Raw genomic sequence first — 26,002 nt, 5'->3', positions numbered from 1 at the left:
ATAGAAAGCATGACTTACAAATATTCCGCACCCACGCTGCCGCCCGCGACCCAGTTCGGGCGCCTGGTCATTCAGGTGCACCGGCTGTGGCGGCGGGAACTGGACCATGCCCTGGTCGGCCACGGACTGAGCCTCGCCACCGCTCTGCCGCTGCTCATGCTGCGCGAGCGGGGGGAACTGCGGCAGAACGCGCTGGCGGAGGCGCTCGGCATCGAGTGCCCCTCGCTGGTGCGCCTGCTCGATGCGCTGGCGGCCGAAGGGCTGGTGGAGCGGCGGGAAGACCCGGCAGACCGCCGGGCCAAGGTGCTGCACCTCACCTCGCTGGGGCAGCGCCGCGCGCAGGCGGCGGAGGATGCGCTTGTGGTCATGCGCGCGCGCCTGCTGGCGGACGTGTCCGAGGAGGATCTCGCCCGCACGCTCCACGTGCTGCGCACCGTCGAGGGGCGCCTCGATCGTGAGGCGGAGACCCGTCGGCCCGGAGCGGAGGGAGATGCCGCATGATCGCGCTGCTGGCCAGCCTGCGCCCGCGGGCGACGGACTGGATCTTCTCGCTGAAGACCTTCGCCGCCGCCATGACGGCGCTCTTCATCGCGTTGTCCTGCGGGCTGGAGAAGCCCTTCTGGGCCATGGCGACGGTCTATATCGTCTCCTCGCCCATGTCCGGCGCGCTGTCGTCCAAGGCGGTCTACCGGGTGCTGGGCACCATCATCGGCGCCACCGCGACGGTGGTGCTGGTGCCCAATTTGGTGAACGCCCCGGAACTGCTCAGCCTCGTGCTCGCGCTGTGGGTCGGCGGGTGCCTCGCCGTCTCGCTGCTCGACCGTACCCCGCGGTCCTACGTCACCATGCTCGGGGGCTACACGGTGGCGCTCATCGGCTTTCCGGCGGTGAGCGATCCCGGCGCGGTGTTCGACACTGCGGTGGCGCGGGTGGAGGAGATCGTGCTCGGCATCACCTGCGCCGGGCTGTTCGGCCACCTGCTGCTGCCGCGCCACGTTGGGCCGATGGTCGCCGGCCGTATTGATGCCTGGCTCAAGGACGCGGGCGAGCTCACCCTCGACGCCTTCGCGGGCGTGACGGGCGCGGAGGCCCGCGCCAAGCGTGCCCGGCTGGCCGCCGACGCGACGGAACTGCACGGCCTGTCGGTGCACCTTGCCTATGACCATTCCCAGTTTCGCGGCACCACCGGCCTGATGCAGGCGCTGCGCGGCCGTATGCTGCTGCTGCTGCCCCTGCTGGGTGGCATTGCCGCGCGCGTGTCCTCCCTGAAGCAGGACGGCGCCCTGACCGACGACCTCGCGCAGGTGCTGGAGCGCCTTTCGGCCTGGACGCGGGCGGGCGAGGCGGTGGACGCGCAGGAGGCGGCATGGCTGCGTGCGCGTCTCGCGGACCTCAAGCCGGACACCGGCCCCGATGCCGCCTGGGCCGCGCTCCAGCAGGCCTATCTCATCGACCGCCTGAACCTCTTCATGGACGTGCGAGAGCAGTGCCGCGACCTCTGGCGGGCCGTGAAGAGCGGCGGGGCCGCGCTGCCTCCGGGTCTCGACGGCAACCGGCGCCTGCCGCCCGCGGGCACGGTGCATCGCGATCCGCGCCTCGCGGTCTGGTCGGGGGCCTCGGCGATGCTCTCCATTCTGCTCTTCTGCGCCTTCTGGATCTCCAGCGGCTGGGCGGACGGCGCGACCGGCGCGCAGATGGTGGCGGTGGCCGCCTGCCTCATGGCCGGGCTCGACGATCCGGCGGTGGGCATCCTCTCCTTCGTGCGCGGCCTGCTGGTGGCCATCGCCGCGGTCTGCCTCTATGCCTTCGTGATCCTGCCGGGCACGGACGGCTTCCCGCTGCTGACCTTCATGCTGGCGCTCTATCTGGTGCCTGCCGGCACGCTGATGAGCATGCCGGGCTGGGGCGGCACGGGCCTTGCTCTGTGCCTCAATTTCTCAGCGCTCATCGGCATTCAGGAGCGCTTCTCCGCCGATTTCGCCGCCACGCTCAATGGCGACATGGCCGCCGTCATCGGCATGCTGTTCGCCGCCGTGGTCGCGACGCTGGTGCGCTCCATGACGGTGCAGCAGGCCATCGGCCGACTGCTGCGGGCCAATGCCTCGGACCTCGCGGCCATCGCGCAGAGCCCGGCCCAGGTGCGCGCCGACCCGCTGGCGGTGCGGATGCTGGACCGGCTGGGGCTGATCGTGCCCCGCCTCGCCAAGGCCGGCCCCGACGCGCCCGAGGCGGGGCATGCCCTGCGCGAAGTCATCGCCGCCATCAATGTCGCGGACCTGAAGCGGGCCCGCCACGCGCTGCCGGCGGGGCCGCGCCGGGCGGTGGAGGAACTCCTCGGCCGCATCGCCGGTGCCGCCCGCGCGGCGGGCGAGGGCACGCTCTTCGATCTGGCCATGACCCCCGTCGCGCCGCCGCTCGATGATGCGCTCGGCGCGGTTCTGGCCCTGCCGTCCGGCGGACGGCGGGACGAGGCGCTCACCGCGCTGGTGGCGCTGCGCTGCGCCCTTGTGCCGGGCGCCGCCGCCTTCCGTCCGTCCGCCGTCCATGAACCCGTCTGGAAGGAGGCCGTGTGATGGCCGATCTCGATCTGCATGGGGTGTTCATTCCCCGTCTGCTGGTTCTGGCGGTCGCCGCTTACGTGGCGCTGGCGCTGCTGCGTCCGCTCCTCGACCGCGCCGACCTCTATCGCCTCGTGTGGCACCGCGCGCTGTTCGACGTGTGCCTCTACGTCCTCGTCCTGGGCGGTTTCGTCGCCCTCTCGCTGCAATGGTCGCAATCATGAAACGGATGCTCGCCACCGCCGGGCGCATCGGCGTCACCCTCACCGCCCTCGTGCTGGCGGTGCTCACCGGCCACTATCTGTGGTCCTATTACATGGAGGAGCCTTGGACCCGCGACGCGAAGATCCGCGCCGCCGTCGTGGAGGTGGCCCCCGATGTCTCCGGCCTCGTCTCCGAGGTGCTGGTGGACGACAATGCGGCGGTCCGCAAGGGCGACCCCATCCTGCGCATCGATCCGCAGCGCTTCCAGATCGCGCTGGAACAGGCGGACGCCGCGCTCGCCAGCCGGAAGGCGGCCCTCGTGCAGGCGCAGCGGGACTATGATCGTGCCCAGCAGCTGAGCGAGATGGCGGTCTCCCGCCAGGCCCGCGAGCAGGCGGAGACGACGCTGGCGCAGGACAAGGCCGCGCTGGCGCAGGCCCAGAGCGACCGCGATCTTGCCGCCCTCAATCTGGAGCGCTCCACCCTGCGGGCGCCCGTGGATGGCATCATCACCAATTTCGAACTGCGGCCGGGCAAATACGTCTCGGCCGGAGCGGGAGTCGCCGCGCTGGTCGACACCGGCTCCTATTATGTGGCGGGCTATTTCGAGGAAACGAAGCTGCCCCGCATCGCGCCCGGCGACCGCGTGAAGATCTCGCTCATGGGATCGGATGCGGTCCTCTCCGGACGCGTGCGCAGCATCGATGCGGCGATCGAGGACCGTGAGCGCTCCGACGGCTCGAGCCTCATCGCCAATGTGACGCCCACCTTCAGCTGGGTGCGTCTCGCCCAGCGCGTGCCGGTGCGCATCGCGCTCGATCCGGTGCCCGAGGGCACGCGCCTCGTGGCGGGCCGCACGGCGACGGTGGAGGTGCTGCCCGGCACCGCGTCCGGGACGGCGCAGGCGGACGCGCGGGGCGAGGCCCCTACGCTGACGCGCTGAACGTCGATCCCGTCCGGCCGGAGCGTTGGCCTGCTCCGGCCTTCAGTCTTCCCCAACGTCGCGTCGCCATGCCGGAGGTTTCGGCGGTTGGGGACGTCGCCTCGTCTTGCGGGACCCAAGATGTTGCGGGGCGGTTGTCACATCTGAGCTGGCGAGGTGCAACGCATTCGTCAGTCGTGCTGATCGTATTGCGGTTCGATACCTCCATTTACATCAGGTTCGCGCAAGCCAGCGTTGTTCCTATGGAAGAATGTGCGGGTCCTCAGGATTTGCGCGGCCGTCGTGCGGACGGTGCGCGCATCGGGCGATCCGTATTCTTGCGTGGGGATGGATATGAGCTTCGCCAGCCGGTTGTCGATCAAGTGGTCACTGGGCCTTTTCCTCGGCGTTCTGGGGATCATCGTCTTCATCTATGCGGGCATTGATCTTGCCGGCGCGTTGAAGCGGCAGGCGGCCTCCGAGCGGGTGCTGACGCTGGCGCAGGCCAGCCGCACGGCGCTGAAGACCCTGCTCGGCACGCGCCTCGAGCGCGGCTCGCTCAACATCGCGCTCTCCGGCGAAGGCCCGGCGGATGCCGCCATCACCGGCAATATCGCCAATTATCGAAAGACGGTGGAGGCCGGATACGGGGCGCTCGTTGCCTCCATCGAGGCCGCCGGCATCGCCAAGCCCATCTCGACGCTTCCGGCGCTGAAGCAGGCGCATGACGCCATGGTGGCGCTCCAGTCGCGTCTCGATGCGGATGCCGGGCGGCCGAAATCCGCCCGCGATCCGCAGTCGCACGGGGCGTCGCAGACCACCTACCAGAATTTCCTCAATGCCCTGACGGCGACCACCGACGCGGTGGACGCCTCCATCTTGAATGCGGACAAGGGCGTGGACCGCTATCTGGCGGTCAAGCGCGCGGCCTGGGCGGCACGGGCACAGTATGGCGCGGCACTTGTGCGACTGGAGACGGTGGTGGCGGCCAATCGCGGTTTCACCCCGGTTGAGGCGGGTCTCGCCTTCGAGGAGCGGGGCAAGACGGCCAGTTTCTGGAGCGTGCTTCAGGATGCGGTGAATGCTGATGACATGGCCCCCTCGGTGCGTGAGGCTTTTAACAAGGCAAACACAGCTGCCTTCACCGGGCAGGTCTGGGAAGACACCAAGGCCGCCTACGACACGCTGGCCGCCGGCAAGCCGCTGCCCATCGCCGCGAAGGACCTTCAGGTGCAAAACACGCTGAAGGCCGGGCTGGTGGTGGAGGTGGCCAACGTCGCGCTCGACCAACTGGTACAGAGGGCGGAGGCCGTGGTCTCGGAATCCCGCGCCGACTTCTTCCTGTCGCTCGCTTGTCTCATCGGCTCTGCGCTCATCGTCGTCGCCGGCCTTGCCTTCACCCTCCTGCGCGTGACGCGGCCGATCCAGAAGCTCAACGACACCATGCGCAGCCTTGCCGATGGCGATACCGAAGCCGAGGTGGGGAGCCTCGATCGCGGCGACGAGATCGGCGAGATGGCCCGCGCCGTGCAGTTCTTCAAGGAGAACCTCCAGCGCAACAAGGAACTGGAGGACGATGCCAAGCGCATCGCCCGCGAGGCGGAAGAGGCGCGCCGCGCCGGCATGCTGAAGCTTGCGGATGATCTGGAGCGCTCGGTGGGCGCCATCGTCGCGGCCGTCTCCTCGTCCGCGACACAGATGGAGGCGACGGCGCAGGCCATGTCCTATTCCGCGTCCACCACGCTGGCCCAGTCCACCTCGGTCTCTTCGGCGGCGACGCAGGCTTCCGCCAATGTGGCGGCGGTGGCGGGCGCGACGGAGGAGCTGGGCTCCTCGGTGAGCGAGATCGGCCGCCAGGTCGAGCATTCGGTCAACAAGGCGCAGTCGGCGGTGACGGAGGCGGAGAACGCCAGCGGCGTCATCATGGAGCTCAATCAGGCGGCGGCGCGCATCAGCACCATCGTCGATCTCATCTCGCAGATCGCCGGCCAGACGAATCTTCTTGCCCTCAATGCCACCATCGAGGCGGCACGCGCGGGCGATGCGGGCAAGGGCTTCGCCGTCGTCGCCTCCGAGGTGAAGGGCCTCGCGGAGCAGACGTCAAAGGCCACGACGGAGATCGCGCAGCAGGTGGCGAGCATCCAGGGCACCACCAATCAGGCGGTGGCGGCCATTGACCACGTGATGAACACCATCCGCGACATCAACACGGCGGCCCGGCAGATCTCCACCACGGTGGAGCAGCAGTCGCAGGCCACCATGGAGATCGTGCAGAATATCAGCCAGGCGTCCGTGGGCGCGAACGAGGTGAACTCCATCATCACCAGCGTGGCGCAGGCGGCGGGCGAAACGGGCGATGGCGCGCGGCAGGTGCTGGATGTGTCCTCGGAACTGGCCGGGCGCGCCGCCTCGCTCCAGAGCCAGATGAAGAGCTTCCTCGCGACAATCCGCGCGGCCTGAGCGTCAGGCCGTCGGAACACGAAAAGGCCGGGCGGGCTGGCTGAACCCGCCCGGCCTTTCGTCGTTCAGGGCGTGAGCGTCGCCAGGGCAGGATCGCGGCCCATGCCGAGGTCCTGGTTGAGCCGCGGCGCGATGCGCCGGGCCTCGGCCACGAGGGCGGCGGTGAGGGGCGTGGTCGGTTCGCGGTGGGGCACCACGAGGCCGATGGAGTGGGTGATCTCCGGCTCGACAATGGGGATGGAGCGCAGCTCGGAGGTGAGGCCGAGGGAATCCGCGAGCATCGCCGGCATGACGCTGGACCACTGGCCCGTGCGCACATGGGTGAAGAGCACGATCATGGAATTGCTCTCCAGCGTCGGCTTCTGAACCGCGCCGGAGGCGGCGAGCAGCCCGTCCACGATGCGGCGGTTCTGCATGTCGGGCGTCAGCAGGCAGAGCGGCAATTCGGCGATTTCCGCCCACGTCACCTGCTCGCGGTCGCCATATCTGGCGCCCGGCGAGGTCACGAGGCGGTAACGCTCGCGATAGAGCGGCACGGTATTCACGCGGCCGAGCGGCTCGTTGTCGAGATAGGTGAGGCCGGCGTCGATCTCCAGATTCTCGAGATGGTTGAGGATCTCGATGGAGGTCGAGGAGATGACGGTGAAGCGCACGTCCGGATGACGGGCGCGGAAGGGTGTGGTCAGCGCCGCCACCATGGGCAAGGCAGTCGGGATGGCGGCGATGCGGAGCGGGCCGGACAGCCCGCGCTTGAGCGCGTCGATGTCCTGCCGCATGGCGCGGCTGTCGGCCACGATGCGGCGGGCCCATTCCAGCGTGCGCTCGCCCTCGGGCGTGAAGCCCATGAAACGCGAGCCCCGCTGCACCAGCAGTACGCCGAGCGTATCCTCCAGTTGCTTGATGCCGGCCGAGAGCGTCGGCTGCGTCACGCCGCAGGCTTCCGCCGCCCGGCCGAAGTGCCGTTCGCGGGCCAGAGCAATGAGATATTCAAGTTTGTCGATCATCCGGCCACTCGGAACACTGCCTCGGTCTATCCCTCGCAGGGAATTCCATCGGCCGCAAGCTCGGCCTTCCGTGGGCGCGGTGCGACGAGCCTTCGGTGCAGTGCGACATGAAAGACACAGAAGACGTATCCCATTCGCACGGCCCGATCGACCGCGGGGCTTACTTCCGCCGAATTCGAAAGTATTCAATCGATCCTGTGGACAGAGCGTTCCGCATGGTGAGCTAGAGGCTGTTAACCGAAGTGGCGAATGCTTGCGGGTTTCTATGGGAACCAAACGCTAAGCCGCTGGGTTACGCCGTCGAGCGACACGCTCCAAGTTGTTGTGGAGAGCATGATGAAAAGTGCCCGGATTTGCGCCGCGGCCGTGTTCGGCCTGTTGGCGTTCGGCACCGTTTCCGCTGAAGCGGCCAGCCCCATTTCCCCCCTCGCAGCCCCCGCGCCCGTCACTTCGGCGCCGGTGGAGCAGGCGGCCTGGGTTTGTGGGCCGGCGCGCTGCAACTGGGTGCCCGGTCCGCCCCGTGGTCCCGTGCCGCCGTGGGCCCGTGGCTGGGGTCCGCCGCCCCGTCCGGGCTGCTACTGGACCCGCCAGCCGCGCCCCTATGGGCCGCCGCGCTGGGTTCAGGTCTGCCGCCGCTGGTGACGGCGGTCCTCTCCGGACGAGATAGCTGACGACATGAAGACGGCGGCACCCTCGGGTGCCGCCGTTCTGCTGTCCGGTCTCCGGCGACGTTCGCCGGCCGTGTCCTGAAGACTACTCCCCGGCGACCTGCCGGGCGCGGGGATAGTCCGGCTCCGCGTTCGCCGCTTCCGTCTGTCGGGCGGAGCGGATGCGTCCGGCCAGGGTCAGCGTCCCGCCCGTCTCCTCGCGCTCCGCCTTGGCCAGCAGGTCGGGCAGGGGGGAGCCGGGCGTTTCCGCCGCACGGGCCGCCACCTTGGCAGCGAGATCGAGAATGGCGTCCTTGAGCTGCGCCCGCGCCTCGGGCCCGTCACCGGCGGGTGCGTCGCTGCGGGCGGCCCGCGCGCGCTCCAGCGCTTCGCGCATCATGGCGTGGTCGGCCTTCAGCATGTCGAGTTCACCGGTCAGGCGGGTGATGTCGGTTTCCGATCGCGCGAAATCGTCGGCGCGCTGGTGTTCCATCAGGTGCTGGCCGCTGCGCAGGGCTGCGATCTCCGCCTGCGAGAGAGCGAGCGCCGCCTCAAGTTCCGCAATGCGGCCGGCGCGCGCATCCAGTTCGCCGCCGCGGCCCGCGCTCTCGTCCCGCGTGGCGGCAAGGGCGGTGCGGGCTTCGGCAAGTTCCGCCTCGAGCGTTGCCTGCGTCGCGCCGGCCTCCGCGAGCCGGGTATCGAGTTCCCGCCCACGCGCTTCGGCAGCCTCAAGCTTCGCCTGCGTCTCGTCCTGGCGCGCACGGGCCTCGGCCAGCGTGTTTTCCAGTTCGAGGATGCGGCCGTCGAGGGCGATGAGGCGGGTGTCCCGCTCGGCGAGGCTGAGCGTCATCTCGTCGGCGCGTGCGGTCTGGTCCGCCAGATCGCGGGTGGTCTGCGCCAGCGCCGTGCGGGTGTTGGCGAGGGCTGCATTGGCCTGTTCGAGCTGGATGCGGTGGTCCGCCAGCGCCTCGGCCTCGGCGGCAAAGCGCGCCGCAAGGTCGGAATGGGCGGTCGAGAGCGCCTCGTGCGCCGCCTTCTGGGCGGTCAACTGCTGTTCCAGGTTGAAGATGCGCTGGCGCTGGCGCTCGATGGTCGTGGCCTGCGCCACCAGCGTGTTCCGGGCCTGATCGAGCTGGAGTTCGAGCCGGCGCTGCGAGACGGCGAAGGCCGCGCGCTGCTGGTCCTTGTCGGCCTGCACCTCGAAGATGGAGATGGGCACGGCGGCCTCGACGCGCCGCGTCGTCAGGCGGACGGCCCGGTGCCAGACAGCCGGCAGCACGAGGAGCGCGATCAATGTCGCACTCAGCACGCCCAACCCGAAGAACATGATCTGTTCGATCACGTGAAACCTGCGCTTTCCACCGCCCGCCGGTGTTGTCATTCATGCCATGCAAAAGCACGGCAGGCTACCTGAGAGCACCGCCGTGCAGGCCGAATGGCTCACGCTTGGTTTACAACGCGGCGTTTCGATGGCGCCGCTCAACGCTGAAGCCTCAGAAGGGGTTCCAGGTCGGCTGGGGCGTGAATTTCAGATAGCCGAGGTTCGCTCCGAGACGCACGCCGACGCCCGAACGGATGGGCACCACCACGATGTCGTCGGCGGTGAGGGCCGTCATGCCGAAGCCTGCGACAAAATAGGCCGAGCCGGTGACGCCGCCGAAGCGGCGGAACACGTCGTCCACGGTGCGCAGGTTATAGACGAGGATCATGGTGCGGCCGCCGTCGCCGCCAAAGTCCCAGCCGATGGACGGGCCCTGCCAGTAGACCTTCAGGTCGCCGGCATTGCGGGTATAGAGCGTGCCCTCGCCGTAGCGCAGGCCGCCCACGAAGGCGCCAGTGCCTTCCTGGCCGAGGATGTAGCCGTTGGGCTGGCCCCACTGGGACACCGCCTTCTCGATGGAGAGGGCGAGGCCCTTGGACACCGTGCCGAAGAAGGAATGGCCCTTCGCCACCAGCTCGTTGGTGGAATAGGTGCTGTTCTGCCCCTGGCCCTGGCGGGGCTGGTACTGCTGCTGGGGCTGGTAGGGCTGCGGCTGGGGCGGCGCCGTATAGGGCTGCGACCCGTAGGGCTGCTGCTGAGCCGCAGCCGGGCTGGCCAGGGCCGCGAGGAACGCAAGCCCGGCAAGGGTGCGGGCCAGGGAAGAACGCGGTGTGGTCATGCGGGGAACTCGCGGTTGGCGACGGGCGGGACGTTACGATTCGGCAGGCGATCGTTTCCCGCTACTGTGACGCAGACAAGGCGAGGCGCAAACCCGCGCTGCCAGCCCGCGCCCGCCGTCAGGCGACGGGCCGGCCTTCGGCGATGAAGCCGTTGACGCGGAAGTCGTTTTCCGGATGGCCGTAGGTGAGGGGCGATCCATCGGGCCGGCGTACGCTGCCGCCGGCGGCCACCACGATGGCGTGACCGGCCGCCGAATCCCATTCCATCACCGGCGACAGGCGCGGATAGAGGTCCACCGCGCCTTCCGCCAGCAGGCCGAATTTCAAGGCCGAGCCGGCGTTGACGCAATCCTCGACCTCGAAGCCGCCGATGAAGGCGCTGGTGCTGGGGTCCGAATGGGAGCGGCTGGCGCAGACGCGGATGGGCCCGGCGGGGCGCAGCCGACAATGGATGGGCGTCCAGTTTTCCGGCACCACCGCATCCTCCGGCGCGCGCAGCGCCTTGAAGGCGGCGCCGTCGCCGCCCGCATAGAGCAGGCCCTTGGCCGGTGCGTAGATGATGCCGTAGCGCGGCGTGCCATCCTCGACCAAGGCGATGTTCACCGTGTACTCGCCATTGCCCGAGACGAATTCCCGCGTTCCGTCCAGCGGATCCACGAGGAAGAAGCGGCGGCCCGGCGCAACCCCGCCGCCGGCAGCGACCGCTTCCTCGGCGATGATGGGCGTGCCGGGGGCGAGCGTGCGCAGGGCCGGGCAGATGAGCGCCTCGGCGGCCTCGTCCGCATCCGTCACCACGCTGGCGTCCGCCTTCTCCCGCGCATGGATGCCATTCGCCTCGATCCGGCGGATGACGGCGCCAGCGTCGAGGGCGATGCGGGCCAAAGCGGCGAGGAAGGTGAGGTCGGCTGGGGCGGTCATGGGCGGCAATCGCTCCGGGGCGGGTCGGAGCCCGCTGTCGAAGGGCGCTTGTTAGGCCGGGCGGGACCGCTTGGGAAGAGGGCACCCTGTCGCTGCGTCCGGGCCGCCGCGCCCCGCTCGCGCTTGTAGCCGGCGAATTCGCGGTATATCAGAGCGCCGAGCGCCGTTCTGCGGGCCGGGTTGCGCCGCATCATGGATGGAGGCGCCGAAGGCTTCGCCCCGGTCGCCGTTTCGGAACCGCCAACGGATACGCCATGTCTTCCGAGTCCACAGGCTCGACCGTCACCCTCAAGGTCTCGCCGCTCGATCTCGCCGCGCTGCTGTGCTCGCGCGTGTGCCACGACGTCATCAGCCCCGTCGGCGCCATCGTCAACGGCCTGGAAGTGCTGGAGGACGAGGACGCCCCCGACATGCGGGAAGTGGCCCTCGACCTCATCTCCAAGAGCGCCCGGCAGGCGTCCGCCCGTCTCCAGTTCACGCGCCTTGCTTTCGGCGCCGCCGGCTCCGCCCGTGCCACCATCGATCTCGGCGATGCCGAGAATGTGGTGCGCGGTATGATGGAAGACGCGCGCACCAAGATTGACTGGATGCTGCCGCGCGAGCTGCTGCCGAAGAACCGGGTGAAGCTGCTGCTGAACCTGATGCTGCTGGCCGGCATGACCGTGCCGCGCGGCGGCGTGATCCAGGTGGCGGCCGTGGGCGCGGCGCCCGAGATGGGCTTCTCCATTGCCTCCACCGGCGTCAGCGCCCGCATCCCGCAGGCTATCCTGCCCCTGCTCGATGGAGTGCCGCCGGAAGGCGGGCTCGACGCCCACGCAGTTCAGCCCTTCTATGCGGGCCTGCTGGCGCAGGACTGCGGCCTCGTGCTCGGCTTCTCGCAGGACGGAGAGACCGTCACGCTGTCGGCCCTGCCGGCCTGAGCGGGCCGGTCCTCGAAGGACCGGCACCGCCCGTTCTTGCGACGGTCAGGCGATGACGCCGGCCGTCTTCAGCGCGAAGATGTAGACGAGCGCCACTTCCTCCAGCCGGTCGAACCGGCCGGCGGCGCCGCCATGGCCCGCCTCCATATTGGTCTTGAGCAGGATCGGTGCCGTGCCGGTATTGGCCGCCCGCAGCCGCGCGATCCATTTGGCCGGTTCCCAATAGGTGACGCGCGGGTCGGTCAGGCCGGCGAGCGCGAAGAGCGCCGGGTAGGCCTGGGCCGTCACATTGTCCACGGGCGAATAGCCGAGGATGGTGCGGAAGGCATCCGGATCGGTGATCGGATTTCCCCATTCGGGCCATTCCGGAGGGGTGAGGGGCAGCGTGTCGTCCAGCATGGTGGCGAGCACGTCCACGAACGGCACCTCGGCGACGATGCCCGCGAACAGGTCCGGCCGCATGTTGGCGATGGCGCCCATGAGCATGCCGCCCGCCGAGCCGCCCTGCGCGACGATCTTCTCCGGCCGGGTGAGGCGCGCCTGCACCAGATGTTCGGTGGCGGCGATGAAGTCCGTGAAGGTGTTGGTCTTCTTCGCCAGCTTGCCGTCCGTATACCAGTGCCAGCCCTTCTCCGTGCCGCCGCGCACATGGGCAATGGCATAGACGAAGCCCCGGTCCACCAGCGACAGGCGGGTGGTGGAGAAGCTCGCCGGCATGGACATGCCGTAGGCGCCATAGCCATAGAGCAGGCAGGGTGCGCTGCCGTCGAGCGGCGTATCAGCGCGGTAGAGCAGGGAGATGGGCACCTGCTCACCATCCGCGGCCGTCGCGAACAGGCGGCGGGTCACATAAGCCGCCGGGTCATGCCCGCTCGGCACCTCCTGCCGCTTCAGCAGCACGCGGGTGCGCGCGGCCATGTCGTAATCCCATTCCTCAGCCGGGGTGGTCATGGAGGAATAGGTGAAGCGCAGGCTTTTCGGATCGAACTCATAGCCGCCGTTGAGGCCGAGCCCATAAGCCTCCTCGGCGAAGGCGATGGCATGCTCCTCGCCGCTTGCCAGCGCCCGCAGCGTGATGCGCGGGAGGCCGTCCTCCCGCTCGAGGCGGACCAGGAAATGCCGGTAGGCGGTGTGGGACAGGATCATGCGCCCGGCACGGTGCGGCACGAGATCGCGCCAGTTCTCCTTCTGCGGCGCGGCGGTCGGAGCTGTCACGAGCTTGAAGTCTTCGGCCCCGTCCGCATTGGTGAGCAGGATGAGGGTATCGGCACCGCCGAGATCGGGATGGTGCTCCACGTCATAGCGCAGCCCGACGGTGCGCGCGGCGACGAGGCGGGGTGTGGCGGACGGGTCGGCGAGGTCGAGCAGATGAACTTCCGACGTCTCATGGTCGCCGCAGGCGATGAGGCCGAAAGTCCCCGACTGGGTTTCACCCAGTGAAACAAAGAACCCCTTGTCAGGTTCTTGATAGATGAGTTCGTCGCTCTCCGGCGGCGTGCCGATGCGGTGACGGAACACCATGGAGGGACGGTGTTCCTCGTCGCGGCGGATGTAATAGAGGGTCTCGCCGTCACCGCCCCAGAGCAGGTCGCCGGTGGTATCCGCAATGCTGAAGGGCAGGTCGGCGCCGGTCGCAAGGTTCCGCACCCGCAAGGTGAACAGTTCCGAGCCCGCCTCATCCGCGGCATAGGCGAGCCGGGCGTGGTCGCGGCTGTGGCGCGCAGGCGCGAGGCGGAAATAGGCCTTGCCGTCCGCTTCCCTGTCGCCGTCCAGCAGGATCTCCTCCGCGCCGTCGGGCAGGGCCTTGCGGCAGATGAGCGGATGCTGTCCCCCCGTTCGGTGGCGGGAATAATAAGCGAAGGCGCCGTCCGGCGATGGAACGTTCGCATCATCTTCCTTGATGCGTCCGCGCATTTCCGTGATCAGTCGCTCCTTCAGCTCTCCATAGGCGGCAAAGTAGTGCGCAGAATAGCTGTTCTCGGCTTCGAGGTAGGTGCGGATGTCGGCGGGCAGGAGCGCAGGATCACGCATGACATCGCGCCAGTTGTCGGCCCGCAACCAGGCGTAATCATCATGGACCGTGACGCCGTGCAGCGTGCGGGCGGTCGGACGGCGGGGAGCCTCGGGAAGATCAGGCGTCACGTGTGTTCTCATCGGCGGGAGACAAGTGCAGTGCGGTGCCGTTCATGCAGAAACGCAGACCTGTCGGCCGCGGTCCATCCGGAAAGACATGGCCGAGGTGACCATCGCATCGTGCGCATCGGATCTCCACCCGATGCATGCCATGAGATCGATCTTCGACACTCTTGACTGCATCTGCTCTGACGGGGGCGTAGAAACTGGGCCATCCGCTGCCGGAGTCGTATTTGGTCTCCGAATTGAACAATGCTGCTCCGCAACCAGCGCATTCGTAGATGCCGGCCCGTTTTTCGTCCCAATAGGGACCGGTGAAGGCCCGTTCGGTGCCGTGCTGTCTCATCACGCGATATTGTTCTGGGGTGAGGGCGTCGCGCCACTCCTCCTCCGAACGTTCGATCTTCTCCGGGGAGTCCTTTTGGGTCATGGTCGCCTCTGTACTTATTGGCGCAAATTCTTGTGCTCAGAGGTAGGCATCAGCGGGCGCCGTGGCAAGGTGTGCGGTAACCGGCGGCAACCAACCGCGCGTCGCGGATGGTGGAACGAACGCGTGGTCTTTGCAGGTTGTAGTGCTCTCGCATGGTGGAGCGCCGTTTCCAAAGAGCAGGGAAGAAGAACGTTGAAACACGCCAAAATGAACTTGCAATTCATGGCAGATCAACATAGGTAGGCATGAGTGGCGCCCGTCGAATCGCAGCGCTCTCGCAGCGATATCCGCGCGTTTGGCGCAAGCTCGAATTTTCCCGTCGCGGTCAGCACGCCGTTGTGAAATTTGTTTCCAAACTTGAAGAAAGACCCATGAGCGAAGCTACGGAATCGACCACCTACATCGAGCTGGCTGCGGATATCGTCTCCGCTTACGTCAGCAACAACTCGGTCGCGGCGGCAGACCTCCCCAACCTCATCAATGAGGTTCATGCAGCGCTCCAGCGTGTCTCCAAGGGCGAGAGTGAGCCGGCGCCCGAGCCGCTGAAGCCCGCGGTGCCCGTCAAGAAGTCCGTCACCCCGGATTTCATCGTCTGTCTCGAAGACGGCAAGAAGTTCAAGTCGCTGAAGCGCCACCTGCGCACGCAGTACAACATGAGCCCCGAGCAGTATCGCGAGAAGTGGGCCCTGCCGCCGGATTATCCGATGGTCGCCCCCAATTACGCGGCCGCCCGCTCCGAACTCGCCAAGCAGATGGGCCTCGGCCAGCAGCGTCGCCGCCGTCGTTGAGCGCTTGCCGAACGTTATGCCAAAAGGGCACCCGGCCTTCCGCCGCGGTGCCCTTTTCTTTTGGGGCCGCTCATCTTCCGGAAGGCCTCAGGGGTAGGTGCGGCCCCGGGCAAGGCGGCACAAGGCCGCATGGCGCACGGGATCGTAGCCGATGCCGGTCAGCGCGGCCCGGCGCACGGCCCGAAGCGCTGCGGCGGGGGCGCCGGCGGTGAAGACCTTGAGGGCCTCCATGCGCAGGCCGATGTCCTGCTCGCGCTCCCGTGCGGCGAAGCCGCGGATGCGTGGGCGCCGGGGCCGCTGGGCCGGATTGGTGGGCGGAGCGGACATGCGGTGGCGGTCGGGACGGGGAGGCATGGAGTGTTCCTTTCTCCTCCAGCATGCGCCGGCCTGCCGATCAGGGGGATAAGTTCCTATTCTTGAGCCGCATCCCTCGCCTGTGTGCGGCTTGCCAGCCCTTGCCATAAACACGTTTCGCCGTCAGGGGCTGGTGGCCAGTGCTGCCGACTTATCCCCCTTGCGTTTCCGTGTGTCACGTTATAGGAAATTTATCCTATATTGGGAGGTGCGCGATGGATGGGGCCTGCTTGCTGCCTGTGAGGGTCAGTCCTGGAGTTGAACCGTGGTTCGGTCCCTCGGCAGGGGAGACGGAGGCTCCGGCGACATCCCGCCGCCTGCGGTGCTCCGGGTCGGATCTCTCGCTGCTGTGCCGCATGGCGGCACTGGCGGCGGCCCGCCACGATGCCGCTCTCGCGCAGGAGATGCTGGCCACCTGCGACCGCAGTGCCCCGGTGGCCCGCGCCCGCCAGCTTGCCATGTATCTCGCCCATGTGGCGTTGGGCCTGACGCAAAGTCAGGTGGCAGAAGGCTTCCGGCGCGATCGCCGGACGGTGGCGCATGCCTGCCTGCGCATCGAGGAGCGGCGGGAGGTGCCGGCCTTCGACGGCGACGTGACCGTGCTGGAGGCAGGCCTGCGCTGGGTGGCCGCGCGATGAGCCGGGCCATGCCCCGCCGTGCGGCCGCCGGTCGCCACCCGCCTGCGCGCACCGCCGCTCCCGTCGTCACCGATGAGAGCCCGCTCGACTGGCTCGCCCGCCGCAAGGGGAGCGACGGCACGCCACTGATCACTCCGGCCCAGCAGGGCGCCGGAGAACGGCTGCGGCGGGATTTCACGCAGGCCGGCCTCACGCCCCGCGTCACCGCCAACTGGTCGGCGCTCGGCACGGGGGCGGCCGGTGCCGCGGGCAGCCCCGGCAGCTTCAGCGACGTGGTGCTTGCGGCCAAGACGCGCTTCGCGCTGGCGATGCGCGCGCTGGGTCCGGAACTCTCGGGTACTGTCGTCGATGTTTGCTGTTTTCTGAAAGGTCTGGAAACCGTGGAAAGCGAGCGGCGCTGGCCGCCGCGCACCGCGAAGGTCGTGCTCGGGCTGGGTCTCGACCGGCTGGCCCGTCACTACGGCCTTGCCTCGCAGGCGCAGGGACGGGGCACGGCGCCGACGCGGGCCTGGCATGCGGGGGAGTGATCGGCTGTGCATCGCGGCAGGCCGGATCATTCCACCGCTTGACCATCAGCCATGGGGCGGGGTCATCATGGGTGGTCCGAACGTGGTGGGGGCATGGATGGACGGCTATCTCGCGGCCATGGGCAAATACGGCACCTTCTCCGGCCGCGCCGCGCGGCAGGAATACTGGGTGTTCCATCTGGTGCTGGTGGTGCTGTCGCTGGCCGCCTCCGTGGCGGACCTTCTGGTGTTCGGCACGGGTCTCGACCATCAGGGCCCGGTGGGCCTCGTGGTTCTCCTGGTCCATCTGGTGCCGAGCTTCGCCGTCTCGGTGCGGCGGCTGCATGACATCGGCCGCACCGGCTGGTGGCTGCTGCTGGAGATCACCGTGATCGGCATCCTGGTGATCTTCATCTTCGCGCTGCAGCGGGGCACGCCCGGCCCCAACCGCTATGGTGCCGATCCCTACGGCGCCGGTGCCCAGGGTGTCGCGGCCTGAGGGCTCTGCCGCTCAGGCGGTGGCGAGGGCGGCCCGGGCGTCGGCGCGGATGCGCTCCACTATGGAGCGCAGGCCGTTGGAGCGCTGCGGCGTGAGATGGCCTTCGAGCCCGATGCGACGGAACACCGCCAGCGCGTCGGTCTCGAGGATCTCCTTGGCCGTATGGCCGGAGAGCACGGTGAGCAGCACCGCCACGAGGCCTCGCACGATATGGGCGTCGGAGTCGCCCCGATATTCCAGCACCGGTCCATCCGCCGTGTCGCGGCGCGCGCCCACGAGCCACACCTGGCTGGCGCAGCCCTGCACCTTGTTGGCTTCCGTGCGCAGGTCCTCCGGCAGGTCCGGCAGGCTGCGGCCGAGCTCGATCACGAAGCGGTAACGGTCTTCCCAATTGTCCAGAAGCTCGAAGTCCTCGATCAGGTCTTCGGCGGTCTTGGGCTTGGTCATGGAAAGTGTCCGTTCTCGTCGTCTGGCCGGGCGCACGGGTGCGCGTTCCGCCTCATATAGGCGGCAGCAGGCGCTTGCGAAAGCGTGCGGGAGATCAGGCGGGACGGCGCGGGGGCAGGGGCATGCCGGGGGCGGGCGCGCCGCGCTGCGGCTCCAGGCTCCAGGCGGGCGCGAGGTCCTGAGGGGTCAGGTCGTGGGAAGCGCTGCCTTCCTTTGCGGCAGACGGCTGGGGCGCGGCGGGAGTGGTGCCCGCATCGGCCTTGTGGGCGCCGATCGCGTCATAGACCCATTTGGCGCTCGCCTGCGCCTTCTCCGCCATGTGGTCCAGCATTTCGCCGCCCACCGCGCAGGCATCCGGCTGGCGCTGGCAGAAGCCGCGCGCATCGTTGATGGCCGCCTGCACGGCGGTGAAGGCCTGCCACGCACCGATCTGCCGCCCGCCGTCGCTGGTGACGCCGATGGGCAGGATCAGAAGGATGAGGGCCAGCCAGAAGGCCATTCGCAGCAGGAAGAACATCCGATCCTCACGGCCCCGGCCAGCCTCCTGAGGCCGGGCGCTTACCCTTGAAAGTAGCAAAGCCGGGCGCGCGGGGCAGCGGCGGGGACCCGTTTGCCACCGCTTCTTTTCAAGACATCGTTAACGCTGATCGCGTCCGTGATGGCGCTGCGCGCTTAGCCTTCCTTAAAGCCTTCCGTGTCAGGCTCTCTCCCATCGTCATGCAAGGGCGCCGCGGGCGCCGGTCGCACGGTGGGCACATGGATTGGGTCTTGAGCGATCAACGGCAGGGTGCAGGCAGCCTCAACGCGCGGCCGGACGCGGCGCGATCCGGTCGCGTCCGCACGTCGCTGCGTGATCTGGCCGGGGTCGGCCGCCACAGCGCCGCCGCGCTCGGGGCGCTGGCCTTCATGTGCGCGCTGGCGGGGGGCGGGCTGCTGCTGGCGGCGGCGCTCGGGCTCTCGGAGACCGGCCTGCCGGAAGGCGGCTGGCTGCTCGGCTGCGGCCTCATAAGCGCCGCTCTGTCCGCCGTCGCCGCTGGCCTGTCTCTGGCGGCCGAGCGGCTCGACCGTTCCATGATGGGCGTCGATCTGGCGCTCGTCACCCTGCACGGGCGGGGCGGCGAGGTGCTGGGGCTGGAGCATGCGGATGCCGCCCGCGCCCATGTGCCGGAGGATGCCTGGCTGGGGCAGGGCCTGTTCGACCGCGTGCTGGTGCCCGATCGGCCGGCCTTCCTCGCAGCCCTCTCCACGGCGGCCCATGGCCTTTCGGCCACCGAGAGCGTGTGCGAGGTGCGCCTGCGTTGCGAGGGCGAGGGCGAGGCCCCCGATTTCGTGTGGATGGAACTGCGCTGCGTCCCCGCCGGCGAGGACCGCGCCCGCGCCCACTGGCGCGACATCCATGCGGTGAAGATGCAGCTGGAAGAGGACCACCGCGCCCGCACCGAGGCGGAGCGCGCGAACCTGGCCAAGAGCCGCTTCCTCGCCGCCATGAGCCATGAGCTGCGCACGCCGCTCAACACCATCCTCGGCTTTTCCGAACTGCTCGCCACCGACACCGAGCAGCGCATCGATGCCCGCCGCAAGGAAGACTATGCCCGCATCATCCATGAGAGCGGCCAGCATCTCCTCGGTGTCGTGAACGACATCCTCGACCTGTCGCGGGTGGAGGCGGGGGCCTATGAGCTTTCCTTCGAGCACATCGACATGGCCCATCTGGTGGATGGCTGCGTGGAGATGGTCGGTCTCGATGCCGCCCGCCGCAACATCAAGGTGACGACGCTTCTGCCCGCCCGCCTGCCGCGCCCCATGGCCGACCAGCGGGCCGTGCGCCAGATGACGCTGAACCTGCTTTCCAATGCCGTGAAGTTCTCCGAGCACGGCGGCCTCGTGGAAGTGAATGTCTCGGCCCAGAACGGCGTCGTGTCCCTGAGCGTGCGCGACAGCGGCGCCGGCATGTCGCCGGCTGAGGTGGAGCGGCTCGGCGAGCCCTTCTTCCAGGCGGGCGACGCGGAGCGCCGGGCGCGCGGCAGCGGCCTCGGCCTCGCCGTGGTGCGCGCCCTCGTGAAGCTGCATGACGGTGCCTTCGAGGTGACGAGCAGCGTCGGAGGCGGCACCACCGTCACCATCAGCCTGCCGGTGCGGCGGTCGTCGGGCGTTGTTTCGCCCTTCGCGCGGGCCATCACCGATGAGGCCGGCCGCAAGGACAATGAGGGGCGCCGGATCGCATGAGGCTCGCATTCTGGCGCCCGGCCGAGACCGAGGCGGATGACCTTGCCGGTGCCGGCGCGTTCGAGGCGTTCAAGGCCGAGCGCAGCCTGAAGCGGCGGCGCCGGCTCGATGCCATGGCGGGCGCGCTGCTGGTGGCCTGCACCGTCGGCGTGCTGGTCAACATCTTCTCGCTGCAGAACGGCAACCGTTCGAACTTCATGTTCGGCCTCGCGCTGCCGGAGGCCATCGGCAAGCGCCTGACCATCGATCCGCGCACCCTGCTGGCCGGCACCAGGGCGAGCGATACCGATGTCGCCCCGGCGGCTCCGGTGCCGACGCAGGCGCAGCTCCAGCCGCAGCTTCTCGCCGCCACGGCGCCGCCGGCCGCCGCCGTGCCGCCCGCGGCACCGCCCCAGTCCATCGCCGCCCTCATCACCGGCGGCGCGCCTGCCGCGCCGGCGCCCCGCCAGCCCCAGCCGGTGGTGGCGGACGTGCAGCGCGAGCTTTCGCGGCGCGGCTTCTATGACGGCCCGGCCGACGGCCTCACCGGCCCGAAGACGGAAGCGGCCATCCGTGCCTATGAGCAGAGCGCGCGCCTAAAGGTGACGGGCACCGCGAGCGACGCTCTGCTGGCGCAGATCCGCCGTACGCCGGTTGCCTCCAACGCCATGCTGCCGCCCGCCAATGTGGGCGGCGGCGACATCACCGGCGCGCTTCGGCCGCCGGGCGAGGTGGCCAGGCCCAACCGTGTGCTCGGCGTGCAGAAGACGCTGGCCCGCCTCGGCTATGGCCCGCTCAAGGTGACCGGCAGCCTGTCGCCCGAGACGCGCCTTGCGGTGCAGCGCTTCGAGCGCGATCGCGGCCTGCCGGTGGATGGCGAGATCACGGACCGTCTGGTGCGCGAACTCTCCACCGTCTCCGGCACGGCCATCGAGTGATGCGGCTCAAGAGCGCGATCTTCGTCTCGGCCCTCATCCGCCGCGCGCAGGTGGAGGGCGCCTATGCTGTCGTCCGCCGCAAGGGCGCGGAGGAGGCGGGAGCGGTGTTCGTGAAGGTGGCGCCGCTGGACGGCACCGCCGCCTTCTACGGCCCGGCGCCGCAGAGCGAGATCGACGAGAGCTTTCCTGCTGACCGCCTGTTCAGCCCCATCCTCGGGCCGGGGACCCCCGAGGCGGACGTGGAGGCGCGCATCCAGAAGGAAGTGCGCTTCGATCCCGATCTGTGGCTGGTGGAGATCGAGGACCGGGACGGCCGCAGCTTCCTTGATCTCGCAAAAGCTTGAGATTTCCGCCGCCCTGACGCTGCGGTGCAGCTTTCCCTTTGGCATCCCACGGCTTAGCCTGTCGCCGATTTGGATTCCCGGTGTGCCATGGACGTCATTGAACTCGATCATGTGGTTGTCGGCGCGGGTGTCGTCGGCCTGGCCAGCGCTGCGGCGCTGGCGCGGGCGGGGCGCGAGGTGTTCGTGCTGGAAGCCGGCCCGACCATCGGCAGCGGCATCTCCTCGCGCAACAGCGAGGTGATCCACTCCGGCGTCTATTACACCACCGGCACCCTGCGCCATCTCCTCTGCGTCGAGGGCCGTCGGCGGCTCTATGCCTATTGCGAGCGCCACGGCATCGCCCACAACAAGTGCGGCAAGCTCATCGTCGCCACCAACGAGGCCGAGGCTGAGAAGATCGCCGGCATTGCGGTGCGGGCGAAGGAGAACGGCGTCGAGAACACCGATCTCATCACAGGCGCCGCCGCCATGGCGCTGGAACCGGCGCTGAAGGCGGTGGCGGCGCTCCATGTGGCCGAGACCGGCATCATCGATACGCACGGCTACATGCTGGCGCTCCAGGGCGAGGTGGAGGCGGCGGGCGGCGCCGTGCTGCTGCGCCACAGCGTGCGGCGGGGCACCGCTGCGCCGGGCCGCTTCACGCTGGACGTGGACACGCCGGACGGTCCCTTCACGCTCACCTGCCGCTCGCTGGTGATCGCCGCCGGTCCGTGGACGCACAAGGTGGCGGGCCGCATCGAGGGCTATGACATCTCGGCCATCCACCCCCTCGTGCTGGCGAAGGGCTCCTATTTCTCCTACTCCGGCAAGCCGGTGTTCTCGCGCCTCATCTATCCGGCGCCCATCGACGGCGGCCTCGGCACCCATGTGACGCTCGATCTCGCCGGGCGCATGCGCTTCGGCCCCGACGTGGAATGGCTGAACACGGGCGATCCGGATGCGGTGGACTTCTCCGTGGATCCCGCGCGGGCGGAAAGCTTCTACGCCAATGTGCGCCGCTTCTGGCCGCACCTGCCGGACGGCTCGCTCGTGCCGGACTATTCCGGCGTGCGGCCCAAGCTTGCGCCGCGCGGCACGCAGGAGGACTTCCTGCTGCATGGCCCTGCCCAGCACGGCGTCGAGGGGCTGGTCGGCCTGTTCGGCCTCGAAAGCCCCGGCCTCACCTCGTCTCTCGCCATCGGCGAGCGCGTGCGCGGCCTCGTGGAGCCCACCGCGCTCGCCGCCTGAGCGGGCGCGCGAAGATGGGCTGAAGGTTGCACCAGATTGGACCTACACCCAAGAACAAGCTTCGCGAAACCTTCCGGTCGGATCGACGTTCTCAGGTCATGAGATCCGGAGGTCCGAACATGACGACCGTGGTTCCCTTTCCCCTCGATCGCCGCGCCGCCATGCCCCCGCGGGTGCAGGACGGCGCCGCCCAGATTTTCATCCTGCCGGTGATCCGCGTGGAGCGCCACGGGGACGCGCCGATGGGCATGGGCCCCGCCGATGTCAGCCGCCCGCCGCTGCCGTTCAGCTTCTTCCTGACGGGCAATCGCTGACCCCGATCAGCCGGGCGCGGGCCCGCAGGTGGCGGCATTGAGCTGGCCGCGCACCATGTCCCGCATGTCCCGGTCGCGGGTGAAGGCGCGCACCAGCGCGATGCCCGTGGTGGAGGGCGACACCACCACCAGCCGGTCGGCTGCGGTGATTTCCTCGTCCTCGGGAATGGCCGCCTTCTGGGCCGGCGTCATGAGATCGAGCTCGATCACCTTGCCCGCCGCCTTGTCGCTCAGGGCGTAGAAGCCGACGCCCCGCGCCGTGTAGAACGACACCGAGGTGTAGTCGGCGGTTGCCGGCACCCGCAGCTTCAGTGGCTCCTTCGACAGGTCATAGAGACAGACGGAATAGACGAAGGCCGGATCCATCATCGGCAGAACGTCGCCCGTGCCCTTCAGCGCTACCATCTCATTGACTGGCCGGTCCGCCGCCAGCCGCCGGAAGGCGTTACGCTCGGAGAGCAGCGGCATGGCGAGGATGGAGACGAGGTGAACCATGCCCGCCAGCACGAGGATGATGGCGAGCGCGAGCAGGAGCGAGGGGCGCTCCGCCCGCGCCGGGATGCGCCAGCGCCAGGGATTGGCCAATCCGAGGCGGGAGGTCCGCCGATAGCCGTCAAAGCGCAGGCTCATGGGCAGCGCTCCGTCGTCACGCGGGGCAGAACCGCATCTTCGACGGCGCCGGAGGCGAAGCTGAAGGGCGCGTCATAGAGCCGGAGCGCCACCTGCACATGCGGCTGCGCGCCCGTGGGCACCCAGTTCCCCGAACGGGCCTCGGGGCTCAGCACGACGTTGATGTTGCCATTGTCGGTGTAGAGCAGTTCGGCGGAGGTGAAGCCGGTGCGCCGGGCCTCGTTGGGAATGGGCTGGCCCTTGCCGTCCATGAGCGTGAGCGTCCAGAGCCGCGCCTGCGGCAGGCGGCCGGTGATGCGGATCACGCATCGGCCGTCCAGCGGCTTGCCGGCGCTGTCCTGGCGGGCGAGGAACAATAGGCCGTCCGCCAGTTCCAGCGGCAGTTCGCCGGAGCGCGCGATGAAGGCGCGGGCATAGGGATCGGCCTGCGTGGTGCCGGAGCGCGGCCAGCCTTCCCAGGCGCCCGCCCGCACCAGATCCATGCCGCGCGAGGAGGTGACGGTGAGCCAGGTGCCGCCGAGGCCGAGGGCGGCGGCGGCCGTGAGGCAGACGGCGAGGGAGAGCGGACGCACGGGCCGGCCTTCAGTTCGTCCGGCCGAGCGGCGCGGCGGAAGCGGTGGGGCCGGCGGGCCGCGCCGGCAAGGGCGGCGCCTCCTTCAGCAGCCGTTCGAGGCGCGCGAGGTTGGCGGCGGATTTCGGCGAGAGGGTGATGGGCCGCTCGGCGGATTCAAGGCCCGGCACCACCAGCGGCGTCGGCGGCTGGTCGAGCTTGGGCGCCGGGGCGTTGCCGATGCCGGGGATGTATTTCAGCTCGATGCCCTGATGGGCATAGGCCATGACCTTCTGCCAGGTCATGGCGGGCAGGGAGCCGCCGGTCATCTTGTTCATGGACTGGTAGTCGTCATTGCCGAACCAGACGCCGCCCACGTAATTGCCGGTGAAGGCCATGAACCAGGCATCGCGATAGGCGTTCGTGGTGCCCGTCTTGCCCGCCACCTTGATGCCCGGCAGGCGGGCCCGCCGCCCGGTGCCGTTCTCGATGACGTTGTTCAGCATCGGGTTGATCTCGTCGATGATGTCCGGCGGCAGGATCTGCACGGGCTTGGGCGCGTCGCGGTCGAACCGCCAGACCACCTCGCCATTGCCGATGCGCATCTCCACCATGGCGTGCGGATAGACGCTGCGCCCGCCATTGGCGAACACCGAATAGGCGGTGGCCATGTCGATGAGCGTCACCTCGGCGGCACCGAGCGGCAGGGCCGGGGAGATTTCGAGCTTGGTGGTGAGGCCCATCTTGTGGGCGAGCGCGGCGATGTTGGTGCGGCCGAACTTGTCGCCGAGGCGCACCGCCACCGTGTTCAGCGAATGCTGGAGCGCGGTCTGGAGGGTGATGGTGCCCATGTAGCTGCGGCCGTAATTCTGCGGGCACCAGTTGCCGTTGCAATAGGGCGCATCCACCACGGTGGAGGTGGGCTTCATGCCTCCGAGCAAGGCGGTCGTATAGACGAACGGCTTGAAGGAAGAGCCGGGCTGGCGCAGGGCGTCGGTGGCGCGGTTGAACTGGCTCTCGCCATAGTCGCGCCCGCCGACCATGGCGCGCACGGTGCCGTTCGGCTCCATGATGACGATGGCGCCCTGCGTGACCTTGTAGTCCTTGCCATATTCCCGCAGGGACTGGTCGAGGGCTGCTTCCGCCACCTTCTGGATGTTCGGGTCGAGGCCGGTGCGCACCACGAAATTGCGCTCGGTCACGCTCTTGGGGAGCGTGTCCACGAACTTGCGCACTTCGGCGAAGGCATAGTCGAGATAATAGTCGGGCACGCCCTCGTCGCGCCGGTCGATGGGGGTCGCCGGATTGCGACGGGCGCCGAACACCTGGCCCTCGGTCATGAAGCCGGCGTCCACCAGATTGTCGAGCACGGTGGAGGCGCGGGCGCGGGCGGCGGGCAGGTTGATGTGCGGCGCGAATTTGGTCGGGGCCTTGAACAGGCCCGCCAGCATGGCGCTTTCGGCCAGATTCACCTCGCGCACCGACTTGCCGAAATAATAGCGGGCCGCCGCGTCCACCCCATAGGCGCCGCCGCCGAGATAGGCGCGGTCCAGATAGAGCTTCAGGATCTGGCTCTTGGTCAGGCGGCTTTCCAGCCACAGGGCGAGGAAGGCCTCCTTGATCTTGCGTTCGATGGTCCGCTCGTTGGAGAGGAACAGGTTCTTGGCGAGCTGCTGGGAGAGCGAGGAGCCGCCCTGCCGCACGCCGCCGGCCCGCGCATTGGTGACGAGGGCACGCAGGGTGCCGGCGACGTCGATGCCGAAATGCTCGTAGAAGCGCCGGTCTTCGGTGGCGAGCGTCGCCTTGATGAGGGTGTCGGGGATTTCCTCCAGCGGCACCGTGTCGTTCTGCTTCACCCCGCGCTCGCCCACGAGATTGCCGTAGCGGTCGAGGAAGGTGACGGCGAGTTCCGTGCGCTTCAGCCAGTCGTCGGAGGTTTCCTGGAAGGCCGGCAGCGCAAGGGCCAGCAGCACGACGAAACCGGCGCTGCCCAGCGTGAAGCCTTCCGAGGCCATCCCGACGAAGAAGCGCGGGATGCCGCTCAGGGAGAAGCGCTCCATGAAGGCGGAATAATTCGTGACCGCCCGGCGGGTGAGATCGCCCAGCCGGTACATCCCGCTGTCGATGCGGGAATCGAGATCCAGCAGCGCGTTGCGCAGCCGTTTCCGGAACGGGTTCTGCTCGCCTTCGCTCACTGGCCGGGAAC

27 protein-coding genes are annotated in these 26,002 nt (G+C 68.9%); 15 read left to right on the top strand and 12 right to left on the bottom strand.

Annotated elements, in window-relative coordinates:
- The first annotated feature begins 9 nt into the window (after window positions 1–9).
- The 5 genes from DFO45_RS17330 to DFO45_RS17310 all read left to right on the top strand — a co-directional run bounded on the left by DFO45_RS17330 (window position 10) and on the right by DFO45_RS17310 (window position 6,144).
- The gene (locus DFO45_RS17330) at window positions 10–501 is read left to right on the top strand and encodes a MarR family transcriptional regulator (protein WP_133865857.1); all 492 of its coding nucleotides are present in this window, start codon (window positions 10–12) and stop codon (window positions 499–501) included.
- Window positions 498–2,573: an FUSC family protein gene (locus tag DFO45_RS17325; protein WP_133865856.1), complete on the top strand. Its 2,076-nt coding sequence runs from the start codon at window positions 498–500 to the stop codon at window positions 2,571–2,573. The genes DFO45_RS17330 and DFO45_RS17325 overlap by 4 nt, the downstream gene beginning before the upstream one ends.
- Window positions 2,570–2,782: a DUF1656 domain-containing protein gene (locus DFO45_RS17320; RefSeq protein ID WP_208299820.1), complete on the top strand. Its 213-nt coding sequence runs from the start codon at window positions 2,570–2,572 to the stop codon at window positions 2,780–2,782. The genes DFO45_RS17325 and DFO45_RS17320 overlap by 4 nt, the downstream gene beginning before the upstream one ends.
- A complete protein-coding gene (locus DFO45_RS17315; RefSeq protein WP_133865854.1) occupies window positions 2,779–3,705 on the top strand; it encodes an HlyD family secretion protein in 927 nt (308 codons plus the stop codon). The genes DFO45_RS17320 and DFO45_RS17315 overlap by 4 nt, the downstream gene beginning before the upstream one ends.
- A gap of 333 nt (window positions 3,706–4,038) precedes the next feature.
- Window positions 4,039–6,144, top strand: coding sequence for a HAMP domain-containing methyl-accepting chemotaxis protein (locus tag DFO45_RS17310; RefSeq protein WP_166657166.1), 2,106 nt, complete (start codon window positions 4,039–4,041; stop codon window positions 6,142–6,144).
- A gap of 65 nt (window positions 6,145–6,209) precedes the next feature.
- Here DFO45_RS17310 and DFO45_RS17305 read toward each other — a convergent pair whose 3' ends face one another.
- The 4 genes from DFO45_RS17305 to cysQ form a co-directional block, all read right to left on the bottom strand.
- The gene (locus tag DFO45_RS17305) at window positions 6,210–7,148 is read right to left on the bottom strand and encodes a LysR family transcriptional regulator (protein ID WP_133865852.1); all 939 of its coding nucleotides are present in this window, start codon (window positions 7,146–7,148) and stop codon (window positions 6,210–6,212) included.
- Window positions 7,149–7,901: 753 nt separating this feature from the next.
- The gene (locus tag DFO45_RS17300) at window positions 7,902–9,137 is read right to left on the bottom strand and encodes a hypothetical protein (protein WP_133865851.1); all 1,236 of its coding nucleotides are present in this window, start codon (window positions 9,135–9,137) and stop codon (window positions 7,902–7,904) included.
- Window positions 9,138–9,288: 151 nt separating this feature from the next.
- Complete coding sequence (locus tag DFO45_RS17295; protein WP_012169612.1) at window positions 9,289–9,954, bottom strand: DUF1134 domain-containing protein; 666 nt, start codon at window positions 9,952–9,954, stop codon at window positions 9,289–9,291.
- A gap of 118 nt (window positions 9,955–10,072) precedes the next feature.
- The gene (gene cysQ, locus DFO45_RS17290; protein ID WP_133865850.1) at window positions 10,073–10,873 is read right to left on the bottom strand and encodes a 3'(2'),5'-bisphosphate nucleotidase CysQ; all 801 of its coding nucleotides are present in this window, start codon (window positions 10,871–10,873) and stop codon (window positions 10,073–10,075) included.
- 254 nt (window positions 10,874–11,127) lie between these two features.
- Here cysQ and DFO45_RS17285 point away from each other — a divergent pair, with 254 nt between their 5' ends.
- Window positions 11,128–11,793, top strand: a complete 666-nt coding sequence (locus DFO45_RS17285) for a histidine phosphotransferase family protein (RefSeq protein ID WP_133865849.1) — start codon at window positions 11,128–11,130, stop codon at window positions 11,791–11,793.
- A gap of 45 nt (window positions 11,794–11,838) precedes the next feature.
- Here the strand turns inward: DFO45_RS17285 and DFO45_RS17280 are convergent, their stop codons facing one another.
- Window positions 11,839–13,935 (bottom strand): S9 family peptidase, encoded by a 2,097-nt coding sequence (locus tag DFO45_RS17280; protein ID WP_245518158.1) that lies wholly within the window; start codon window positions 13,933–13,935, stop codon window positions 11,839–11,841.
- On the bottom strand, window positions 13,925–14,356 hold the full coding sequence (gene msrB, locus DFO45_RS17275; RefSeq protein WP_133865847.1) for a peptide-methionine (R)-S-oxide reductase MsrB: 432 nt from the start codon (window positions 14,354–14,356) through the stop codon (window positions 13,925–13,927). The genes DFO45_RS17280 and msrB overlap by 11 nt, the downstream gene beginning before the upstream one ends.
- Window positions 14,357–14,727: 371 nt before the next feature.
- Between msrB and DFO45_RS17270 the strand changes: the two genes are divergently transcribed.
- Complete coding sequence (locus DFO45_RS17270; RefSeq protein ID WP_043878942.1) at window positions 14,728–15,144, top strand: MucR family transcriptional regulator; 417 nt, start codon at window positions 14,728–14,730, stop codon at window positions 15,142–15,144.
- Between the two features lie 87 nt (window positions 15,145–15,231).
- Here DFO45_RS17270 and DFO45_RS17265 read toward each other — a convergent pair whose 3' ends face one another.
- Complete coding sequence (locus tag DFO45_RS17265; RefSeq protein WP_245518157.1) at window positions 15,232–15,498, bottom strand: hypothetical protein; 267 nt, start codon at window positions 15,496–15,498, stop codon at window positions 15,232–15,234.
- A 356-nt stretch (window positions 15,499–15,854) separates the two neighbouring features.
- Here DFO45_RS17265 and DFO45_RS17260 point away from each other — a divergent pair, with 356 nt between their 5' ends.
- The 3 genes from DFO45_RS17260 (at window position 15,855) to DFO45_RS17250 (ending at window position 17,141) form a co-directional block, all read left to right on the top strand.
- Window positions 15,855–16,136 (top strand): helix-turn-helix domain-containing protein, encoded by a 282-nt coding sequence (locus DFO45_RS17260; RefSeq protein ID WP_133865846.1) that lies wholly within the window; start codon window positions 15,855–15,857, stop codon window positions 16,134–16,136.
- Between the two features lie 8 nt (window positions 16,137–16,144).
- A complete protein-coding gene (locus DFO45_RS17255) occupies window positions 16,145–16,663 on the top strand; it encodes a DUF6456 domain-containing protein (RefSeq protein ID WP_245518156.1) in 519 nt (172 codons plus the stop codon).
- 67 nt (window positions 16,664–16,730) lie between these two features.
- Window positions 16,731–17,141 carry a DUF805 domain-containing protein gene (locus DFO45_RS17250; RefSeq protein WP_245518155.1) on the top strand — a complete coding sequence of 137 codons (411 nt, stop codon included), beginning with the start codon at window positions 16,731–16,733 and terminating at the stop codon, window positions 17,139–17,141.
- Window positions 17,142–17,153: 12 nt separating this feature from the next.
- On the opposite strand, the gene DFO45_RS17245 is transcribed toward DFO45_RS17250, so the two are convergent.
- Entirely contained in the window at window positions 17,154–17,588 is a 435-nt protein-coding gene (locus DFO45_RS17245) for a SufE family protein (protein ID WP_133865844.1), read from the bottom strand.
- 94 nt (window positions 17,589–17,682) lie between these two features.
- Window positions 17,683–18,105 carry a DUF5330 domain-containing protein gene (locus DFO45_RS17240; RefSeq protein ID WP_133865843.1) on the bottom strand — a complete coding sequence of 141 codons (423 nt, stop codon included), beginning with the start codon at window positions 18,103–18,105 and terminating at the stop codon, window positions 17,683–17,685.
- Between the two features lie 251 nt (window positions 18,106–18,356).
- On the opposite strand from DFO45_RS17240, the gene DFO45_RS17235 reads away from it, so the two are divergent.
- The 5 genes from DFO45_RS17235 to DFO45_RS17215 all read left to right on the top strand — a co-directional run bounded on the left by DFO45_RS17235 (window position 18,357) and on the right by DFO45_RS17215 (window position 22,616).
- Window positions 18,357–19,814: a HAMP domain-containing sensor histidine kinase gene (locus DFO45_RS17235; protein ID WP_133865842.1), complete on the top strand. Its 1,458-nt coding sequence runs from the start codon at window positions 18,357–18,359 to the stop codon at window positions 19,812–19,814.
- Window positions 19,811–20,731: a peptidoglycan-binding protein gene (locus DFO45_RS17230; protein WP_133865841.1), complete on the top strand. Its 921-nt coding sequence runs from the start codon at window positions 19,811–19,813 to the stop codon at window positions 20,729–20,731. Before DFO45_RS17235 ends, DFO45_RS17230 begins: the two co-directional genes overlap by 4 nt.
- Window positions 20,731–21,075 carry a DUF1491 family protein gene (locus DFO45_RS17225; protein WP_043878948.1) on the top strand — a complete coding sequence of 115 codons (345 nt, stop codon included), beginning with the start codon at window positions 20,731–20,733 and terminating at the stop codon, window positions 21,073–21,075. Before DFO45_RS17230 ends, DFO45_RS17225 begins: the two co-directional genes overlap by 1 nt.
- Window positions 21,076–21,162: 87 nt before the next feature.
- The gene (locus tag DFO45_RS17220; RefSeq protein ID WP_133865840.1) at window positions 21,163–22,302 is read left to right on the top strand and encodes an NAD(P)/FAD-dependent oxidoreductase; all 1,140 of its coding nucleotides are present in this window, start codon (window positions 21,163–21,165) and stop codon (window positions 22,300–22,302) included.
- Between the two features lie 119 nt (window positions 22,303–22,421).
- The gene (locus DFO45_RS17215; protein ID WP_133865839.1) at window positions 22,422–22,616 is read left to right on the top strand and encodes a hypothetical protein; all 195 of its coding nucleotides are present in this window, start codon (window positions 22,422–22,424) and stop codon (window positions 22,614–22,616) included.
- 6 nt (window positions 22,617–22,622) lie between these two features.
- On the opposite strand, the gene DFO45_RS17210 is transcribed toward DFO45_RS17215, so the two are convergent.
- Genes DFO45_RS17210 through DFO45_RS17200 form a run of 3 tightly spaced genes read right to left on the bottom strand, consistent with a single transcriptional unit; the run spans window position 22,623 to window position 25,991 of the window.
- Window positions 22,623–23,246, bottom strand: a complete 624-nt coding sequence (locus DFO45_RS17210) for a DUF1254 domain-containing protein (RefSeq protein ID WP_012169628.1) — start codon at window positions 23,244–23,246, stop codon at window positions 22,623–22,625.
- On the bottom strand, window positions 23,243–23,818 hold the full coding sequence (locus DFO45_RS17205; protein ID WP_012169629.1) for a DUF1214 domain-containing protein: 576 nt from the start codon (window positions 23,816–23,818) through the stop codon (window positions 23,243–23,245). Before DFO45_RS17205 ends, DFO45_RS17210 begins: the two co-directional genes overlap by 4 nt.
- Before the next feature lie 10 nt (window positions 23,819–23,828).
- The gene (locus DFO45_RS17200) at window positions 23,829–25,991 is read right to left on the bottom strand and encodes a PBP1A family penicillin-binding protein (RefSeq protein WP_245518154.1); all 2,163 of its coding nucleotides are present in this window, start codon (window positions 25,989–25,991) and stop codon (window positions 23,829–23,831) included.
- Window positions 25,992–26,002: the final 11 nt, after the last annotated feature.

It is taken from the genome of Azorhizobium sp. AG788 (assembly GCF_004364705.1).
Taxonomy (GTDB): domain Bacteria; phylum Pseudomonadota; class Alphaproteobacteria; order Rhizobiales; family Xanthobacteraceae; genus Azorhizobium; species Azorhizobium caulinodans.
Note: the sequence above shows the minus strand (reverse complement) of the source record. Positions and strands in the feature narration are given on the sequence as shown.

Bases quoted from the DNA above. Each gene is read 5' to 3' on its own strand.
- DFO45_RS17260 (WP_133865846.1), top strand. From the start codon at position 15,855: ATGGCGGCACTGGCGGCGGCCCGCCACGATGCCGCTCTCGCGCAGGAG.
- msrB (WP_133865847.1), bottom strand. From the start codon at position 14,356: ATGACCCAAAAGGACTCCCCGGAGAAGATCGAACGTTCGGAGGAGGAG.
- DFO45_RS17215 (WP_133865839.1), top strand. From the start codon at position 22,422: ATGACGACCGTGGTTCCCTTTCCCCTCGATCGCCGCGCCGCCATGCCC.
- DFO45_RS17240 (WP_133865843.1), bottom strand. From the start codon at position 18,105: ATGTTCTTCCTGCTGCGAATGGCCTTCTGGCTGGCCCTCATCCTTCTG.
- DFO45_RS17325 (WP_133865856.1), top strand. From the start codon at position 498: ATGATCGCGCTGCTGGCCAGCCTGCGCCCGCGGGCGACGGACTGGATC.
- DFO45_RS17245 (WP_133865844.1), bottom strand. From the start codon at position 17,588: ATGACCAAGCCCAAGACCGCCGAAGACCTGATCGAGGACTTCGAGCTT.
- DFO45_RS17305 (WP_133865852.1), bottom strand. From the start codon at position 7,148: ATGATCGACAAACTTGAATATCTCATTGCTCTGGCCCGCGAACGGCAC.
- DFO45_RS17265 (WP_245518157.1), bottom strand. From the start codon at position 15,498: ATGCCTCCCCGTCCCGACCGCCACCGCATGTCCGCTCCGCCCACCAAT.
- DFO45_RS17255 (WP_245518156.1), top strand. From the start codon at position 16,145: ATGCCCCGCCGTGCGGCCGCCGGTCGCCACCCGCCTGCGCGCACCGCC.
- DFO45_RS17285 (WP_133865849.1), top strand. From the start codon at position 11,128: ATGTCTTCCGAGTCCACAGGCTCGACCGTCACCCTCAAGGTCTCGCCG.
- DFO45_RS17315 (WP_133865854.1), top strand. From the start codon at position 2,779: ATGAAACGGATGCTCGCCACCGCCGGGCGCATCGGCGTCACCCTCACC.
- DFO45_RS17330 (WP_133865857.1), top strand. From the start codon at position 10: ATGACTTACAAATATTCCGCACCCACGCTGCCGCCCGCGACCCAGTTC.
- DFO45_RS17295 (WP_012169612.1), bottom strand. From the start codon at position 9,954: ATGACCACACCGCGTTCTTCCCTGGCCCGCACCCTTGCCGGGCTTGCG.
- DFO45_RS17230 (WP_133865841.1), top strand. From the start codon at position 19,811: ATGAGGCTCGCATTCTGGCGCCCGGCCGAGACCGAGGCGGATGACCTT.
- DFO45_RS17250 (WP_245518155.1), top strand. From the start codon at position 16,731: ATGGGTGGTCCGAACGTGGTGGGGGCATGGATGGACGGCTATCTCGCG.
- DFO45_RS17210 (WP_012169628.1), bottom strand. From the start codon at position 23,246: ATGAGCCTGCGCTTTGACGGCTATCGGCGGACCTCCCGCCTCGGATTG.
- DFO45_RS17310 (WP_166657166.1), top strand. From the start codon at position 4,039: ATGAGCTTCGCCAGCCGGTTGTCGATCAAGTGGTCACTGGGCCTTTTC.
- DFO45_RS17220 (WP_133865840.1), top strand. From the start codon at position 21,163: ATGGACGTCATTGAACTCGATCATGTGGTTGTCGGCGCGGGTGTCGTC.
- cysQ (WP_133865850.1), bottom strand. From the start codon at position 10,873: ATGACCGCCCCAGCCGACCTCACCTTCCTCGCCGCTTTGGCCCGCATC.
- DFO45_RS17225 (WP_043878948.1), top strand. From the start codon at position 20,731: ATGCGGCTCAAGAGCGCGATCTTCGTCTCGGCCCTCATCCGCCGCGCG.
- DFO45_RS17270 (WP_043878942.1), top strand. From the start codon at position 14,728: ATGAGCGAAGCTACGGAATCGACCACCTACATCGAGCTGGCTGCGGAT.